Source organism: Flammeovirga pacifica (genome assembly GCF_000807855.2).
Lineage (GTDB): Bacteria > Bacteroidota > Bacteroidia > Cytophagales > Flammeovirgaceae > Flammeovirga > Flammeovirga pacifica.
The window spans coordinates 243,982-261,787 of the sequence record NZ_JRYR02000001.1; the positions used below are offsets into that span (position 1 = coordinate 243,982).

Sequence of the window (17,806 nt, forward strand, 5' to 3'; positions counted from 1 at the left end):
GTTTTGACGAACGCATCAAGAAACTTCTAGAAGTGCAACGTGGATGGGTGAATTATTTTAAGCTAGGAAGCATCAAGTTGAAACTTAAAAAGTTAGACGAATGGCTTCGAAATAGGCTTCGTTACTGCATTTGGCACGACTGGAAGAAACCCGAACGTAAGCGTAAAAACTTAATCCGTTTAGGTATTCCTCAAGGTCAGGCATATGCATGGAGTCGAACGCGAAAAGGTGGTTGGGCTGTAGCTCAAAGTCCTATTCTTAACACAACAATTACGTTGGGTAGGTTAAGACAAAGAGGTTACATTTCCATGATAGATATTTACACTAAGGCAACCGAAAAGTAGCCAACCGCCGTATACGAGACCCGTATGTACGGTGGTGTGAGAGGCTCTCCCTGTCAGTTTTTACTGACGGGGCGGTCTACTCGATTCCATTAAATATAAAAAGGCTATACTTTTATAAGGGTTCCATTTTTCTCCGACAGTTTTGAGCATTGTTTTACTTACTTTCAGTTCTTTGTTATAATACAGTTGATGAATGATATTCTTTAGATGGTAATCATCATAAGGAAGTATATTAGGTCGGTGTAAAGTATAGATTAAAATCATATCGATGGACCAGGTACCGATACCTTTTATTGATGATAAAGCTGATTTAACTTCTTCATCTGATAATTGTTCCCAATGATGGTTATTTTCAGAGAAGTAATCTATCACATGTTGAATTGTTTCAAATTTTCTCGATGATAGCTTTATTTGACTTAATGAGTGTTTTTCGAATTGGTCAAAATTGTCTAATGATAAAAAACGAATATCAGCTTTGGCGAGTAGGTTTTTAAAGATATTTTTAGTGCTCCTGTAGTGTATTTGTTGTTCAATAACGCAGCTTATTAAATCGTGTAATACGTTTTTAGTACTTTCCATTTGAAAGGGGAAAGTACTTGAGATAGTTGTATATAATACAGGATCTTGTTTTTTAAAATGATTTATTTCGTCAGTATACATATTTTAAAAAACTAAATCACTTTAGAAAAGTTCAAAAAAAATAGCTACAATTTGATGTTGTAGCTATTTTTAAAGTATCTATTTTTAGAATGAAGGAGGTAATACAACTTCATCTTCATTTCTTTTACGTTTCCATCTTTTATGTGTCCATAACCAATACTGAGGGTTTTCCTGAATCACTTTTTCAAGATATCTATTATGACGTTCTGTAATAGCACCATGTTCCTCGTTCAAAGGATCTTCTGTGACAACATCAAATGTAAGTTTGTAATACCCGCGTTTAACTTTGATGGTTTTAGTAAATATAACCACCATATCAAGTTCTTTTGCAAATTTTTCAGGACCAAAAAAACAAGCAGTTTCTTGATTAAGGAATTCAGTCCATATAACATTTTTACTGTAAGTAGGAGATTGATCTGCTCCAAATATTACAGCAATTGGATTATCATGTTTTTCAGCAAAGAAAGCTTTTGCATCATGTTTTTCTATAAACTCAGTACCAAATTGACTTCTTGATTCTTTCATTTTAGTATTGAAGAAATCATTAGAAAGTTTTGAATATAAAGCATGAACTGTTCTTCCTACAGCTCTTGTTGCTGATGTTGCTGCAAACTCAAAGTTATTGAAATGTGTACCAATAACGCAGATGTGACGGTCTTTATATTTATCTATTAAACCATTATCATCGTATTCAATATGTTCGAAGAATTCCTTTTCGGTAATACTGTATACTTTGAACGATTCAACAATTAAATCACAAAGATGAGCGTAGAATTTTTTCTCAATATCTTTTATTTCTTTATCTGTTTTTTCGGGAAAAGAATTTTTCAAATTGCTCCTAACAACACTAACTCTGTATCCTAATAATCTATATAAAACAAGGTATAGAAAATCAGAAAATAGATATAAAATCTTAAATGGGAGTAATGTAATCGGCTTTATGAATAATGTGTATAATATTTTTGTTATCATTCTAAAGTTTAAATATTTTAACTGTAATCGTCTATTCAAAACAAGTTGAAAGTTAATGAATAATATTGGTATCATTCCTTTTTCTTTCAACATTTACTATATACTAACGTAAAAACATATTTGAGTAATGATAAATCTCACTAATATATGATAATGTATTAAGATGATTTTTCAAGAAAGTCGTTTAACTTTATAGTACAAACCATAGGAATGAGATTTTACTACAAATCCCATTATATTATTTATCTTATTAAATCTACAAAATGACAAATTATCAATTAGGTATCTTTAATGAAGAAGGGAATATTTTTAATGTTTCAGAATTCGAAGTTACTTCATCAGATGTATCTACTATAAAGAAAGCGATTAGAAAAGCAGTTAAGCCAGTAGATGAAACTATTGAGATTGTGGTTTCATTTGGTAAAACATTACTTGAAAAAATATCACCTAATCATCTTCCAGATAAATTAAAATCTTTTGAGACGATAAAGGGTAAAAATGGTCATGAGATGCCATCAAATCAATCAGATTTATATTTTAGAATTATTGGTGGAGATGCATCATTGGTTCTTGATCAGACAATAAAAATACAAGAGGCATTGGATGGGATTTCTGAAGTTGTACTTTCAGAAAATGGTTTTAAATATAAAGATTGCAGGGATTTGACTGGTTTTGTTGATGGTTCTGCTAATCCAAAAGAAGAAAAAAAATATTTAGCTGCACTAATTCCCGAAGGTGAAAAAGGGGAAGGAGGAACATATGTATTTCATCAAAAATGGATACATAATCTTCAGAAATTTAATGAATTACCAGTAGGTGTTCAAGAGAAAGTAATTGGTAGAACAAAAGTAGATTCTATTGAACTTGAAGGTGATGACATGCCTGTAGATTCTCATGTGTCAAGAACTGATGCTAAACATGATGGTGTTGCAATGAAGATTTGGAGAAGATCTTTTCCGTTTGGTTCTGCTAAAGAAAAAGGATTAATGTTCATTACCTATACTTGTGATCCGTTTAGAGTAGATATTCAATTAGATAGAATGTTAGGTAATACTGAAGATGGACATTCAGATCAAATAATGAATTATTCTACTGCTGTTTCAGGAGCTTATTCATTTGCTCCCTCTACTTTAGAATTAGCAACAATTTTGGAAGACTAGAAAAACAATAATTTATATATGGGGCAGTAGGTGTACATCTACTGCCTTTTTTTATATACTTTTTATTACTCTACAAGGGTTTCCCACTGCAACGGAATTACTCGGTATATCTTTAGTCACCACGCTTCCTGCTCCGATGGTAACATTATCTCCAATATTAACTCCAGGTACAATTACTACATTTCCACCAATCCATACTTTATTACCTATCGTGATTGGTTTTCCAAACTCTACACCAGCACTTCTTTCCTCAGGGTCAATGGGGTGACCTGCTGTTGCAATCAACACATTGGGAGCAATAAATACGTGGTCTCCAATGGTCACTGGAGCAACATCAAGGATAGTGAGATTAAAATTGCTATAAAAGTGTTTACCTATTTTAATATTATAACCATAATCACATCGGAAAGGAGCTTCAATATGTGCACCAAATTTATTTCTAAAAAGTTCGTCTAATACTTCTACTTTAAGATCTACAGGGGAGGAATTGTATTCATGAAATAATCGTTTAGCTGTTTTTCTGTCTTCTACAAGAGATATATCATCTGCGTTATAGGGAAACCCCTTTATCATTTTTTCTCTTTCAGTCATATTCCATATTAATGTTTGTGCCTAAACTAAATGTAAAACATTTGATTAATAGATAGTTAAGTAATGGCATATTTTAATAATACTTAACACTATATTATAAATGAATATATACTCATCCATTAATTGTTAAAATCTCGTAAAAACAGTTACAATAAAAGATTATAACAATGAAAATTACTAAAATATTTACAATTGCAGCTTTAGCAACAATCATCTTCAGTTGTGAAAATACAGATAAATTAGAACCAGAAAATAGAACTCCTCAAGTAGAAAATCCTGAACATCAACATACACCTGATAATTCAGACCATCAATTTGAAAAAGTGACAGTTGGTAAACCAACAGTTGAGGATTCAAAATCAATACAATTAGTAGAAGGAAACTCATTTACACCTACAAGACCATTAAATGATGTTACTGTAAGTGGTACTAAAATATATGCTGTAGATGGAACTGCATTTGATAATAAAGTAGTTGCGATAGATCTTGAGAATGGTAACATAACATCATCTTTTAAAGCTGGTAATTATGCAACATTAAGTTATAATCCTTCTGGATTGGTTGTCGTAGAAGCAGGAGAAAGTATGATTGAATTAGGTTTAAACGGTGAGGGTGAAATCACAAATGAGATATATAAAAAGGAAAATCCATATGGATCTATGTTCGTTAACTATGTTCTAGTGGATGGAAGTGATACTTATTGGTTTGATCCTTCTGATCATATTCGAAAATATGCATTTAATAATGGGAATTTGACTGAAGATGGCACTTTGGATTTTGAATTAGGATTTGGAATGAATGCGACTCAAGATGCAGATTTTATTTACGCTTATTCAGGTGGTAAAATAGCTGTTGTAAGTAAATCTTCTGGTAAAGTAGAAAACACTATCGAAAATTTAACTGGAAAAGTAACGTTAGCTGTTAATGATAATTATTTAGTAGTAGGTAATAAAGATCAAAGTACCGTTAAAGTTTATCATAAAACGACTTTAAAAGAAATGGCCTCTGTAACTGTCAATCAAGTATATGATGTAGGAGTAAGTGATACAAAAGTGGTCGCTTATTCTAAAACAGAAAATAAAGTGACAGTATTTGATATACAATAAGAAATTAATTTGTGCTGTACTATCGATTCTAAAGAAGCTAACATTTTTGTTAGCTTTCTTTTTATGTGATATTTGTTACAATGTCCCTAAAATCAGTATTATATATTTGTATATCACTTAAATGATAGAAACATGAATTACAAAGAAATAATACAAAAAGGAGCAACATTAATTGATGTAAGGTCGGTAATGGAGTTTGAGGAAGGACATATTGAAAATGCGATTAATATTCCTGTAAATGATATTCAATCTAGAATGAATGAGGTGAAAAATAGTACGACCCCAATAGTACTTTGTTGTTTATCTGGTGGTAGAGCAGGAGTTGCTCAAGCTTTAATACAAGCAGCTGGGGTAAAAGAAGTATATAACGCTGGTGGTTGGGAAAGTTTAAGATAAATGATAAAATAAAAATACAGAGAAAATTAGATAAACATCGAGATAGTGTTAAAGCATATGTTGGATTACAGCATGTGCTTTTTATATTTGTCGAATCATAACCAAGGATGAATTAACTAAATAATGAATAATACTCGAATTATCTGGCAACAAAGAAAGATGATTGGTATGATTACCAGAATCTTTTTTAAAACTATTTTTCCATTTTTAGAAAGAAAAAACAAAGGTGAAATTCCTACATTAGAGAGGAAATTAAAAACGCCTCCAAAAGGTTTAATAGATGCATATGTAAAATGGTCGGGCGGCGATCATTCTAAATATAAACAATCTATACCACCACATATGTTCAGTCAGTTTGCACTGCATTTGGGTATGTCGTTATTGTGTAAAGTTCCCTACAAAATATCTAAAATAATTAATCAAGGAGTGAATGTAAAAGTTCATGGCGATCTTTTGAGAAACAAAAATATATTTGCTGAAACTAATATTATTGACCTATATGAAGAAAATGGTAGAGCTAGAGTAAAACAAAAAATGTATATAGGACATCAAAAGGGAGAAAATATTATTGAAATTACCTTGTACTCGGCTTTTATTATTGGAAGAAAGAAAAAATTGGATAGAACTCCAGAAGAATCTATTGAAATGGAGACAATCGGTCATTGGTCTGTAAATAAACAAGCAGGATTAGAGTTTGCCAAACTAACAGGTGATTTTAACCCTATTCATTGGGTAGATTTTATTGCCAAGAAAACTCCTTTTAAACAAACAATACTACATGGTTTAGGTCAATTGGCTAAAACGTTTGAATTAATTGAACAAACAAAAGGTAAGGTTAAAGAAATTGAATTGAAATTTATTAAACCCGTGAAATTGTCTCAAAATAGGGTAGATGTTAAGATAGCATCACACCCTATTACTGATTCCCCTTGTAAACTTCAGTTATGTGATACAAAGGGCAAACAACTTTCTGTTGGTCATGTTTTATACTAAATGGTAGACCCTTTTGTATAAAATGTCTTTTACCATTTCAAAGCCAGTATCTTCAATTTGAATAGGCCAAGACATTAAATTCATAGGTACCGGACCACTTTCACTATTTATTGCAGGTTGTTCAAATTCATTTTGATTAAATTTAAAACCACATCTTTCATAAAAAGTAATTCTTTTTTTATTGATTTCAGAAGTAGGTTTTTCAACTTCTAAGACAATACAATAGTGTCTAAATTGTTGTGTAAAGAAATTTAAAAATCTTGTACCTAGGCCAGTGCCTCTCACAGAGTCAGCCATTGCATAATATTCTATATATATAAAGTTAGACAATTGTCTATAAGCAATTAAACCATAGAGTTTGTCGTCTTCATAAATACCATGAAAGCTCAGTTCTCCTTCTTCTATAAGCTGGAGAATATCGTCTTTAGTTCTTTGTTCACTTAATGGGAAAGAATAGGAATAGATTTCCCATAGTTCTTGAAAGTTTCCTTCAGTTATCTGTATCATTTTCGTATTTTCTTTTAGAATAATCAATGTTACGATTATAAATCGTCATTGTTATTTTTGTTTAGCATTAGTCACTTTAATTTACAAAATTTCTCATCTAACTTACGGTTTTAATAAACATATTTTAAAGTAGAGTCTATTATATTTGCATTATCAAATCTTTGAGACAAAGAAGGTAATGGTTAAATGATAACATTAATTGACTGGTGTTAAGCTAAAAATGAAAAATAAAAGATATAATTATTTGATAGAAGTTCAGTATTGTGGTTATAGGTTTCATGGTTGGATGGTACAACCTGGATTAAAAACAGTACAAGGTATGATTGATAGAACTATCAATTTTTTATTGGATGGAGAAGTGAAGTTTAAAACCTTAGGAACATCAAGAACTGATACTTATGTTTCTGCTAATCATTCAGCATTTGAATTATTTGTATGGAAAAAGTTGGACGAAGAAGAGTTTCTTGAAAATTTCAATAAAAATCTACCACAGGATATTAAAGCTTTGTCAATAAAAGAGGTTGATGATAAATTTAATATAATTCAAGATAGTAAAACTAAGGAATACCAATACTTATTTACATTTGGAGAAAAGATACATCCGTTTTGTTCCCCATATATGATAAGTGTTGAGCATGATCTTGATCTGGAAATAATGAAAAAAGGTGCTAAGTTATACGAAGGCACACATTATTTTGGTAGATTCTGTAAACAACCAAAAGAAGGTGTTGATTTAATAAGGACTATTGATTACTGTGAAATAAAAGAAAATACTGAAATTACTGCATCTTTCTTTCCTAAGAAATCATACATTCTATATGTACATGGAAAAGGTTTTATGAGAAATCAAGTGAGAATGATGATGGGAACTTTATTCTTGTTGGGTAGAGGGGAATTGACGTTAGAAGATATCCAAAAGGCATTACTCCCAAGTGATAACACAAAACAATTAGGATATGTTGCCCCTGCATCTGCTTTAAATCTTTACAAAATCGAATTTGATTAAATTTAAAAATGATATAAAATAAAAAAAGTTACCGGCATGGCTGGTAACTTTTTAATTCCTTTAATAACCCAAAAACTATTTCTTATTGCTGCTTTATGAGTATAAATATAGCGCGATTTTTTTGTATTATCCAAGGTGTAGAGTGGATATTTAATTGCTTACACGGTGTGCACAGTGTTATATGTTATTTGTTAAAATATTATAATATTTTGATTTAAATGGTATTATTCAAATAAATAATATAATAATAACATTGTTCGTGCTATTTAGTCAGAATAATATTTTGTCAATATTTATATATACAATAATTGAAGATTTCACTTTTCTTAAGTTTTTATCTAATATTAATTTATGTTAAAATATATTTTAATACATCAATTAAATAATAACATTCTAAAAATTTTTTGGTTGAATTTTTGAAGACAATAAACAAACGAACAATTATTCCAATGAAAAAAGGCATCTTATTTTTATTACTCTTTGTCATCCTAGGAGGTGGAACAATATTTACCTACTTTTTTTATGCAGGTGAAATCAAGAATTCACTTCAATTCGATGATGGAAGGTTTGTATCTATCAAAAAATTTGTAAAGCAAGGTAAACTAGAATCATTACAACAAGCTAAACTACAGTTGTCATTAATATCAAGTGATTATAAAACTGATAGTGTTACTCTATTGTCTGATCAGCTGAATGAAACAGCTATGGTACAGGCAAAATTATCTCTTAAAAAAGGTTGGTATGGATCATCAGAAAAATATTTGAATTTGATATCACCAGATTATAAGGTAGAAGAAGTTAATTCAATTAAGGAGAAATTAGTAAAAGCAACAATAGAGGAAAATGTTCAGAAAACGAAGACTTACTTGAAAGAGCGAAACTTAGAAAAAGCTCAAATTTATTATGCTAAAATAGATACAACCTACAATACTAAAAAAAGAGCTTTTCTATTATCAAAAATAGAAGAACTGGATAACGAGACTAAAATTAATAAGGTACAAACTTTAATGGATGAGAAAGAATTTGAGGAGGCAAGAGATCTAATTATTGAAATTGATCCAAAATATAATCCCAAATTGCTTTCTGAGTTATCGGAACAAATCAATGAAAAAGAAAAGATTGCTTCATTATTAGACAATGATGGAGCAATTATAGCAGTTGTCGAGGAAGTAAAGAAAAAAATGAACGATCCTGATTCTTTTGAACATGTGGAAACTTCTGTTTTCGAAAAAGGAAAGAATTTGCAAGCACTAATGAAGTATAGAGAAATTAATACCTACGGAGCTAAAGAATTGAAAGAAGTTCAAGCAAAATTGACAAAAGAAGGTGAAATCAAAAAAATATCTTTAAAATGATAAGTTGGAGTGATTTTGAAAAAGTAGATATAAGGGTTGGCACTATCCTGAAAGCTGAAGTTTTTAAAGAAGCAAGAAATCCATCTTATAAAGTAGTCATTGATTTTGGTAAGGAAATAGGTGTAAAAAAATCTTCTGCACAAATCACAGATATTTATCAACCTGAAGATTTGCTTGGAAAACAAATCATAGCTGTTGTAAATTTTCCTCCAAAACAGATCGCTAATTTTATGTCTGAATGTCTAGTTTTAGGAGCAGTTGGAGAAAATAAAGTTGTCAACTTGCTCATTCCGGATCAACAAGTAGAGAATGGGCAAAAGATAGGGTAAAAAAAAGGACACACTATTTAAATAGTGTGTCCTTTTTATTTATTGTGGCTCTTGGTTGGTCATTCCAAAGTTCATTGGAAATTTAGGAGCTTCTTCAGTTTTACCTATTGGTCCAAATTGAGCCTCATATTTCTTTAAGTTATCCTGAAGAGCCATATATAATCTTTTAGCGTGTTCAGGGGTAAGAATAATTCTAGACTTTACTTTTGCTTTTGGTAAGCCAGGCATCATTCGAATAAAATCAATAACAAATTCACTATTTGAATGTGCGATCATGGCTAAATTGGCGTAAGTACCTTCAGCCACATCATCTGTCAATTCTATATTGATTTGATTTTCTGGTTTTTTTTCTTGATCCATATTATAATTAACTTTTATCTTCTTTTGCTAATAAATATGCTCCGGCATGAAGCATTTCATAAATTATATAATAATATCCACCAAGTGGGTGGTCTTCATCATATTTATCACTTTCAGCTAACATTTCAAAGGCGGCCTCAATCACTCTTTCTCTAAATTTGCCTGAAACATATTCTTTAGTGATTTTTGCTGCAGCTTCATGCTCAGACTCTTTAGACAAGTCTTTATGCTTTTTGATTAATACTGCGATTTGTTCATTCATATGGCAATTTAGTAGTTTGTAAATGAATTGTCCAATCACAAATAAAAAAACTTGTGCAACATTTAAAAATCAATTAATTTGATTGAACATTCAGCTTAACGATTCATAAGAGTTGAATGATTTCTTTAATCTAACAACTTAAAAACTAACTTATGTCAAATAAAAATGACAAAAATATGCATTCAATGTATATACATCCGTTCACGGATTTTGGATTTAAAAAGATCTTTGGGGAAGAAGCAAATAAAGATTTATTGATCGATTTTCTTAATCAATTACTTCCTGCTAAAGATCAAATAAAAGATTTAAAATATAAATCAACAGAGCATTTACCCAGTAATTTAACAGATCGTAAAGCTATTTTCGATTTATATTGTGAGAATCAATCTGGAGAGAAGTTTATTGTAGAACTTCAAAGGTCAAAACAGCAGTATTTTAAAGATAGATCTCTTTATTATTCTACGTTCCCGATTCAAGAACAAGCCATTAAAGGTAGAGTAGAAGGTAATGCCTGGAATTATGAATTGAAACATGTTTATATTATTGCCTTAATGGATTTTACTTTTGATGATAAAGAGGACTTTTTACATCAAGTAAAACTGATGGAGAAAAATAGAAATGAAGTTTTCTATGAAAAATTGACTTTTGTATATCTTGAAATACCCAAATTCCAAAAGAATGAAAATGAACTGCTTACAAGATTTGATAAATGGTTATATTTGTTGAAGAATTTAAATTCCTTTTTAAAACAGCCTAAAATTTTTCAAGAAAACATTTTTAGAAGGGTTTTAAAAATAGCAGAATATACCGGCCTTATGAAAAAAGATAAAGAATCTTATTTAGACTCACTTAAAACCTATAGAGATTATATTAATACTCTTGATTATGCACAGCAACAAGGGTATATGGAAGGTCGTGAAAAGGGTCTTGAAGCTGGTTTAGAAGAAGGCAGAAAGGAGGGTAGAGAAGAGGGTAGAGAAGAGGGTAGAGAAGAAGGACTAAAGAAAGGTATTGAAGAAGGAAAATATCATAAGGCAATGGAAGTGGCTAAGTCAGCCATAAGTATGGGTTTATCCAAAGAGGATACAGCAAAATTAAGTGGATTAACAATGATAGATCTTAAAGATTTATAGTTATATCTGTCATATTAAAAACTATTTATACCTCAAACTTTTATCATTGCATTCAAAATCATACTTTTGCACCTTATATTGAAAATCTCATAATTACATAATGATTACAGTTTCAAACTTAGGCGTTCAATTTGGCAAACGTGTTCTTTTTCAAGATGTCAATCTAAAATTTACCGAAGGTAACTGCTACGGCATTATTGGTGCAAACGGAGCAGGTAAATCTACTTTCATGAAAACTCTTTATGGAGCACAAGATCCTACTAGAGGTAGTGTATCCATTGGTAAAGGAGAAAGACTTTCTGTTTTAAAGCAAGACCACCACGAATTTGACGAATCTACAGTATTGGATACTGTAATGATGGGTCACGATGAGCTATGGGCTATCAAAAAAGAGCAAGAAGATCTTTATGCTAAAGAGGACTTCAACGAGAAAGATGGTATCCGTATTTCTGAATTGACAGAGCGTTTTGAAGATCTAGATGGATGGAATGCTGAATCTGATGCAGCCAACTTATTAAGTGGTCTGCACATCTCTGAAGATTTGCATTATTCTACAATGGCTAACTTAAGTGGTAAGCAAAAAGTACGTGTGTTATTGGCACAAGCTTTATTTGGTAAGCCAGATAACTTATTACTTGATGAGCCTACCAACGACTTGGACCAAGAGACCATCTCATGGTTAGAAGATTACTTGGCTAACTTTGATAGAACGGTATTGGTAATTTCCCACGACCGTCACTTCTTAGACTCAATTTGTACACAGATTGTTGATATCGATTTCCAAAAGATTTCTTTATTCTCTGGTAACTACTCTTTCTGGTACCAATCAAGTCAGTTAGCTTCACGTCAGCAAGCACAGCAAAACAAGAAAGCTGAAGAGAAAATCAAAGAATTGAAAGAATTCATTGCTCGTTTCTCTGCTAACGCTGCCAAATCGAAACAAACAACTTCTCGTAAGAAGATGTTGGAGAAATTGAATGTGGAAGAAATTCAGCCTTCATCAAGAAAGTACCCTGGTATTATCTTTACACCAGAAAGACAAGCAGGTAATAATATACTTGAGGTAGAAGGTTTATCTAAATCTATCGACGGGGAAACGATCTTTAAGAATGTTGAATTCAACATGCAAAAAGACGATAAAATCGTATTCATTTCTAGAGATCCTAGAGCAATGACAGCTCTTTTCGATATTTTAAATGAAAAGGATACAAACTTCGAAGGTGAGTTCAAGTGGGGTGTAACCATCACTACAGCTTATTTACCTTTGGAACATGCTGAGTTTTTCCAAAACGATCTTAACCTTGTAGATTGGTTAGGACAATATTCTCATGATACTTCTGAAGCATTTATTAGAGGTTACCTTGGTAAAATGTTATTCTCTGGTGAAGAGATCTTCAAGCAATCATCTGTACTATCAGGTGGTGAAAAAATGCGTTGTATGATGTCAAAAATGATGTTGACTGACGCTAACTGTTTGATCTTGGATACTCCTACTAACCACTTGGACTTGGAATCTATCCAATCATTAAACAACTCATTGATTAATTTCCCTGGTAACATCTTGATGTCATCTCATGACCACGAAGTAATTCAAACGGTATGTAATCGTGTGATCGAATTAACTCCTAACGGAATCATTGACCGTCATATGCCATACGATGAGTATATCTCAAGTGACCAAATTCAAGAATTGAGAGAACAATTATATGCTAAGTAGTGTATAGTTTAATTTATATAATAAAGGCCAGATCATTTTAATGATCTGGCCTTTTTATTTTGTGTTGACAGAATTACAATTCGTTCTTTTGAATTCCTTTTTCGGGATGCTTTCCAATAAAATTACTTAAATAAGTTTTTATCGTTAGAATATCTGCATCCTTATCATCAGTAGGCATAAAGTTTTCACCTATGACCACTTCTTTCTTTTTAAAACAAATACCAGCCATTACAATAGGTACATTTGCTCCTTTAGCAATGTGCCAAAAGCCACTTTTCCATTTTGGATTGTATGAACGTGTACCTTCTGGAGTAACAGCAATAATTAATTCTTCTCTCTCGTTAAACTGCTCAATAGCTTGATCAACTAGTCTTGTATCCTTTTTTTTCCTTTCTACTGGAATAGCCCCTAACTTCAATAATACTTTCCCTAGTAACCCTTTGCAAAGACTACTTTTGATAAAGTATTTTGATTCAAGTCCCCATATTTCTCTTGCAGGAACACCTACTATAAAATCCCAGAAACTTGTGTGTGGACCAACTACTACTACACACTTTTTAATATGATATGGAACTTCTCCTTTCACTTTCCAACCCAATAATTTGAAAAGCCATACCCAAAGTTTAATCATGGTGTTAACATTAAATTCATTAGTAAATCAACAGATTATCAGCAAATGTAAATAATCTAACTTTAAATATTACATTTTTATCATTAATGAATACAATACGTTGGTTGTAAAATGTAAAATTACGTTGCGATTAATGTAACATACAATCCTTTTATTTGCCCAACTAAATAACAAGATAAAATTTATATTTAAATGACAAGATTTATACTATTTCTACTAATCAGTGCTAATTTTTTATTTGTCGATCAAATATTTGCTCAGGAGTCGATAAGAACTAAAGGGAGTGATACTATGCTACCATTAATAAAAGCTTTAACTAATAACTACGATCAATTTTCTCATGAAACTTTCGAAGTATTAGGAGGGGGGAGTTCATTAGGTTTTAAAGGACTTCGAAATTTTAATATTGCATTAGCATTATCTTCTCGAAAAGTGAGATCAACAGAACAAGAGTCAATTGAGGATAACGAAGATCAATTAATTGAGAAAGTAATTGCTTTCGATGCACTTTCAATAATTGTTCACCCATCTAACAGAATAAAGCAATTAACTATACCTCAATTACAGAAAATATTTAAAGGTCAGATTACCAATTGGTCACAATTAGGTGGAGAAGACTTACCTATCCTTGTGATTTCAAGAGATAAAAATTCTGGGAGTTACAGCTTTATGAAAAATGAAATTGTTAGAGGGAATACTAATTCTAATAACATAAAAGAAGTACACTCGAATGCCAGCGTTGTTGAAAATGTGAGCAGACTAAAAGGAGCTATTGGATATTGTGGGATAGCCTATATAGAGGAAGTGGTACAGCCAATTTCTATAGCTAAAACAGAACAGAGAAATTATGTTTATCCATCATTTAAAAATGCATTAAATAAACAATATCCATTATCCAGACCTCTCTATTTTTATTATCGCATTTCTGATAAATTAAAACTCTCTTCTTTTGTCAATTTTACAATGTCTGATAAGGGCCAACAAATTATAGCTCATAAAGGGTATATCCCAGTATTATAAACTAATAACCATGAAACTATCTCAAAAAAAACATCAAGCTAAAAGTATTAAAACTAGATTGGTAGGGTCTTTTGTTGCTAATATTATTATCATTACTCTTCTTTTTTTAGTTTACGTCTACATTCAAAATATTACTATTAATGCTGAAAAAGTAGCTAAAGAGTTGAAAGAAATAACATCAACTATTCAGCATATAAAATCCAGTAAACAATCATTCTTATTAACTGAGACAATCAATCCATCTTTTTATGAGACTAAAGAAAATGTCTTCTTAGAAAAGCATAAAGAAGGTCTAGAATTGATTAATCAAAAGTTGATAGATATGTACAGCAACTCTTATGTACAATCTGCTAAAGTAATCCCTTCATTAAGAGTTCTCGATAAGGCATTAGGTAAATACTCTCTGACTTTTGATAGCCTAACCACAACTCAATTAAAAAGGGGATTTAAAAGTTATGGTGTTGAAGGTGATATGCGAAGAGCGATTTATAGTGTGGAGAATTCAGGATATTATTTAGATCAGGTGAAGATATTGATGTTAAGACGTCATGAAAAAGATTTTATCCTTAGAAAAGATCCAATTTATGAACAAAAATTAAGTCAGGTAGTAGATCAAATACTAAGTGATATTAAAAAAATGCCGATCGATAAATATGGTAAAATATATTTAACTGGAACTTTAGAGAAGTATAGAGATAATTTTAAAAATATGGTTGAATTGGATAAGCAATTAGGTTTTTACGGGCATTTTGGTCTTAAAGATAGATTGCAATTTCAATTAAATACCATCGAAAATCAATTAAAGCAAATTCAACAAGCAATGATTGATTATGATACTTTTTGGAAGAGGTTAAATATTGTATTACTTATTGTTTTTGCACTTTCGATATTAACGGTAAATGCAATTTTATTGTTTTATTTATTAAGTCGATTAGGAAAGCCTATTCATCAATTATCAAAATCGATTCAAAAAATTGTTGAAGATGATTTTGTGGGTGAATTGTATACCATAAAAACTCAAGATGAAATCGGTGATTTGTCTAAAGACTTCAATTTCATGATTCAAAAAATGAATGATAGAACTGAAGAAATTGAACTCCAAAAGGAAGAATTAGCAACAACTTATAATAAAATTGAGGTCATAAGAGAAATTGGAGCAAAGCTGAGTAAACATTTAAAAGTTGAAGCGATAGTGAAAGAATTCTATCATTCATTAAATAATACCTTAGAGTTTAATTCATTTTTAATTGGTATTTATCAGAATAATCAATTGCATTATCAAGGTTTTCGCTGCGATGGACAACCCTATAAATTTGAAAGGTCACTTTCTAAGGTCAGTCATCTAGGTGTACAATGTTTTGAAAGACAAGAATCCATCATTACCAATGATTATTCAAACACCAAAGATTTAAAACACTTTTTACCTGTAATTACATCAGAAAAAGTGAATTCATTAATTTATTTACCGTTAACATCATCCTCGAAGAAATTAGGTGTTTTAGCTATACAGAGTGATCAATTTAATGCCTTTTCTGATGTTCAAATTAATATGTTGTGGAGTATTGTTACCTATCTGATAAGTACGTTAGATACAGCAATAAACTATCAAGATATGGAAGGACAAGTGAGAACTAAGACGGCAGAAATCGATCAACATCGTCAGCAATTATTAAAAAATAATGAATTACTACAAGGTACTTTACAAGAACTAGAAGTAAAGAATTTACAACAAACTTCAAGTATTCAATACGCCAAAAGAATTCAGCAAGCTCTTCTGCCAAATATCTCGATGTTACAATCCGCTTTTGAAGATGCCTTTGTTTTTTACCGTCCGAAAGACATTGTTAGTGGAGATTTTTATTGGTTTGAACAAAAAGGAGATCTCATATACCTTGCAGTAGCAGATTGTACAGGACATGGCGTGCCAGGTGCTTTTATGTCTATTTTAGGGAGAGAAATACTATCTAATATCGTCAATACGAAAATGATAGAATCGCCGGCAGAAATCTTAAATCAATTGCATACTCGAATTAGAGTAGTTCTTAAACAAGATAAGGTAAATAATAAAGATGGAATGGACATTGGTTTTTGTGTTTTAGATACCAAGAAGAACACATTAAGATTTGCTGGGGCGCATCACCCTTTATACCTCGTAAGAAAAATTGGAGGACTTAATGAAGTCGAAGTCTTAGAAGGAAATAAACAATCTATTGGGGGGCATATCTTTAAAAAGAAAAAGTATGAGGTTTTTAACGAACACTTGATTGATTTAAATAAGCAAAATTCGATTTTATCTTTCTATATGACGACTGATGGATATCAAGATCAATTTGGAGGTGTAGAAGGACGTAAATATTATAAAAAGAACTTTAGAGCATTAATGTCTACCATTGCTAATAAACCTATGTACGAGCAAAAGTCTTTAATTGCCATGAACATGGATGATTGGAAGGGAGAAAAATATGCGCAGACAGACGATGTATTGGTGATAGGCTTTCAACCTCAAAAGAGTAAAAACATGGAGATTGATTTTTCGAAATTAGAAGAATATTTGTCGACTTAAAATAAGATTTCAAGTAAATTATTTCTTTGAGACTCTATTCGGATGCTCTTTCAAAAATGCAGACCATGATTTTTTAGTAGCAACATTTTGACCTTTTTGATAAGCGTGACAGACAGCTACACCTAATGCATCTGTTGCGTCTAAAAGGGTATTATCATCTATCTTAAATTTCAGGATCTTCATTAGCATATTGGCTACTTGTTCTTTAGAAGCATTTCCGTTACCAGTAACTGCGGCTTTCACTTTCTTTGGAGCATATTCTACAATAGGAATATCTTTAATAAGAGCAGCAGTCATTGCGACCCCTTGAGCTCTACCTAGTTTTAAAGCAGATTGAATGTTTTGGCCAACAAATGGGGCTTCTAATGCCATCTCGTCCGGAGCATATTCTTCAATAATATGACTTATGCGTTCATGAATTTTCCTAAGCTTTAGAGCATGGTTGCTATACTTTTTTAAGTGGATTACACCATATTGAACTAAGCTTAATTTTTGCCCTTTCACTAAAATTAATCCATACCCCATTTCCTGTGTACCTGGATCAATTCCTAGAATCAATCTTTCTTCTAATTTCTGCCTCATCCTTATATTTTTCTACAACGTGAGTCAAAATTAGACAAAAAAAATGGGATCTCCGACCTAGAGATCCCTTACAGCTGTTTTTGCAACTGTGAACAAACCACCCAAAAACTTTGATGTCT

Annotated in this window: 20 protein-coding genes; 12 read left to right on the forward strand and 8 right to left on the reverse strand. The window is 31.3% G+C overall.

Going from position 1 to position 17,806, the window contains the following annotated elements; all coding sequences use genetic code 11:
* A partial coding sequence (locus NH26_RS00975; RefSeq protein ID WP_317040941.1) for a group II intron maturase-specific domain-containing protein occupies positions 1-344 on the forward strand: 344 nt, incomplete at its 5' end.
* Between the two features lie 60 nt (positions 345-404).
* Here the strand turns inward: NH26_RS00975 and NH26_RS00980 are convergent.
* Together NH26_RS00980 and NH26_RS00985 are read right to left on the reverse strand one after the other, a co-directional pair.
* On the reverse strand, positions 405-1,004 hold the full coding sequence (locus NH26_RS00980) for a DNA-3-methyladenine glycosylase family protein (RefSeq protein ID WP_044226668.1): 600 nt from the start codon (positions 1,002-1,004) through the stop codon (positions 405-407).
* 84 nt (positions 1,005-1,088) lie between these two features.
* Positions 1,089-2,069, reverse strand: coding sequence for a lysophospholipid acyltransferase family protein (locus NH26_RS00985; protein WP_084812021.1), 981 nt, complete (start codon positions 2,067-2,069; stop codon positions 1,089-1,091).
* A 170-nt stretch (positions 2,070-2,239) separates the two neighbouring features.
* On the opposite strand from NH26_RS00985, the gene NH26_RS00990 reads away from it, so the two are divergent.
* Positions 2,240-3,136 carry a Dyp-type peroxidase gene (locus tag NH26_RS00990; RefSeq protein ID WP_044226666.1) on the forward strand — a complete coding sequence of 299 codons (897 nt, stop codon included), beginning with the start codon at positions 2,240-2,242 and terminating at the stop codon, positions 3,134-3,136.
* Positions 3,137-3,187: 51 nt separating this feature from the next.
* On the opposite strand, the gene NH26_RS00995 is transcribed toward NH26_RS00990, so the two are convergent.
* Positions 3,188-3,727, reverse strand: a complete 540-nt coding sequence (locus NH26_RS00995; RefSeq protein ID WP_044226663.1) for a sugar O-acetyltransferase — start codon at positions 3,725-3,727, stop codon at positions 3,188-3,190.
* 167 nt (positions 3,728-3,894) lie between these two features.
* Between NH26_RS00995 and NH26_RS01000 the strand changes: the two genes are divergently transcribed.
* The 3 genes from NH26_RS01000 to NH26_RS01010 all read left to right on the forward strand — a co-directional run bounded on the left by NH26_RS01000 (position 3,895) and on the right by NH26_RS01010 (position 6,222).
* A complete protein-coding gene (locus NH26_RS01000; RefSeq protein WP_044226661.1) occupies positions 3,895-4,833 on the forward strand; it encodes a hypothetical protein in 939 nt (312 codons plus the stop codon).
* 132 nt (positions 4,834-4,965) lie between these two features.
* The gene (locus tag NH26_RS01005) at positions 4,966-5,229 is read left to right on the forward strand and encodes a rhodanese-like domain-containing protein (RefSeq protein WP_044226658.1); all 264 of its coding nucleotides are present in this window, start codon (positions 4,966-4,968) and stop codon (positions 5,227-5,229) included.
* A gap of 123 nt (positions 5,230-5,352) precedes the next feature.
* The gene (locus NH26_RS01010) at positions 5,353-6,222 is read left to right on the forward strand and encodes a MaoC/PaaZ C-terminal domain-containing protein (RefSeq protein ID WP_052432188.1); all 870 of its coding nucleotides are present in this window, start codon (positions 5,353-5,355) and stop codon (positions 6,220-6,222) included.
* Here the strand turns inward: NH26_RS01010 and NH26_RS01015 are convergent.
* Positions 6,214-6,729, reverse strand: coding sequence for a GNAT family N-acetyltransferase (locus NH26_RS01015; protein ID WP_044226656.1), 516 nt, complete (start codon positions 6,727-6,729; stop codon positions 6,214-6,216). The two genes, NH26_RS01010 and NH26_RS01015, sit on opposite strands and share 9 nt — an antisense overlap.
* A 220-nt stretch (positions 6,730-6,949) precedes the next feature.
* Between NH26_RS01015 and NH26_RS01020 the strand changes: the two genes are divergently transcribed.
* From NH26_RS01020 to NH26_RS01030, 3 genes are all read left to right on the forward strand, one after another.
* Positions 6,950-7,735, forward strand: a complete 786-nt coding sequence (locus NH26_RS01020; protein WP_044226652.1) for a tRNA pseudouridine synthase A — start codon at positions 6,950-6,952, stop codon at positions 7,733-7,735.
* Between the two features lie 449 nt (positions 7,736-8,184).
* On the forward strand, positions 8,185-9,090 hold the full coding sequence (locus NH26_RS01025) for a hypothetical protein (protein ID WP_044226649.1): 906 nt from the start codon (positions 8,185-8,187) through the stop codon (positions 9,088-9,090).
* On the forward strand, positions 9,087-9,419 hold the full coding sequence (locus NH26_RS01030) for a tRNA-binding protein (RefSeq protein ID WP_044226646.1): 333 nt from the start codon (positions 9,087-9,089) through the stop codon (positions 9,417-9,419). Before NH26_RS01025 ends, NH26_RS01030 begins: the two co-directional genes overlap by 4 nt.
* A gap of 39 nt (positions 9,420-9,458) precedes the next feature.
* Here NH26_RS01030 and NH26_RS01035 read toward each other — a convergent pair whose 3' ends face one another.
* Positions 9,459-9,779, reverse strand: a complete 321-nt coding sequence (locus tag NH26_RS01035) for a DUF3467 domain-containing protein (RefSeq protein WP_044226643.1) — start codon at positions 9,777-9,779, stop codon at positions 9,459-9,461.
* 7 nt (positions 9,780-9,786) lie between these two features.
* Entirely contained in the window at positions 9,787-10,041 is a 255-nt protein-coding gene (locus tag NH26_RS01040) for a hypothetical protein (protein ID WP_044226640.1), read from the reverse strand.
* A 152-nt stretch (positions 10,042-10,193) separates the two neighbouring features.
* Between NH26_RS01040 and NH26_RS01045 the strand changes: the two genes are divergently transcribed.
* Together NH26_RS01045 and NH26_RS01050 are read left to right on the forward strand one after the other, a co-directional pair.
* On the forward strand, positions 10,194-11,174 hold the full coding sequence (locus tag NH26_RS01045; protein WP_242427288.1) for an Rpn family recombination-promoting nuclease/putative transposase: 981 nt from the start codon (positions 10,194-10,196) through the stop codon (positions 11,172-11,174).
* Between the two features lie 100 nt (positions 11,175-11,274).
* A complete protein-coding gene (locus NH26_RS01050) occupies positions 11,275-12,891 on the forward strand; it encodes an ABC-F family ATP-binding cassette domain-containing protein (RefSeq protein WP_044226636.1) in 1,617 nt (538 codons plus the stop codon).
* Between the two features lie 73 nt (positions 12,892-12,964).
* Here the strand turns inward: NH26_RS01050 and NH26_RS01055 are convergent, their stop codons facing one another.
* Positions 12,965-13,522 (reverse strand): 1-acyl-sn-glycerol-3-phosphate acyltransferase, encoded by a 558-nt coding sequence (locus NH26_RS01055; RefSeq protein WP_044226633.1) that lies wholly within the window; start codon positions 13,520-13,522, stop codon positions 12,965-12,967.
* Positions 13,523-13,714: 192 nt separating this feature from the next.
* Here NH26_RS01055 and NH26_RS01060 point away from each other — a divergent pair, with 192 nt between their 5' ends.
* Both NH26_RS01060 and NH26_RS01065 read left to right on the forward strand, forming a co-directional pair.
* Positions 13,715-14,542: a PstS family phosphate ABC transporter substrate-binding protein gene (locus tag NH26_RS01060; protein ID WP_044226629.1), complete on the forward strand. Its 828-nt coding sequence runs from the start codon at positions 13,715-13,717 to the stop codon at positions 14,540-14,542.
* Between the two features lie 10 nt (positions 14,543-14,552).
* A complete protein-coding gene (locus NH26_RS01065; RefSeq protein ID WP_044226626.1) occupies positions 14,553-17,105 on the forward strand; it encodes a SpoIIE family protein phosphatase in 2,553 nt (850 codons plus the stop codon).
* 18 nt (positions 17,106-17,123) lie between these two features.
* On the opposite strand, the gene ruvC is transcribed toward NH26_RS01065, so the two are convergent.
* Positions 17,124-17,687: a crossover junction endodeoxyribonuclease RuvC gene (ruvC, locus tag NH26_RS01070; RefSeq protein WP_044226624.1), complete on the reverse strand. Its 564-nt coding sequence runs from the start codon at positions 17,685-17,687 to the stop codon at positions 17,124-17,126.
* Between the last annotated feature and the right edge of the window lie 119 nt (positions 17,688-17,806).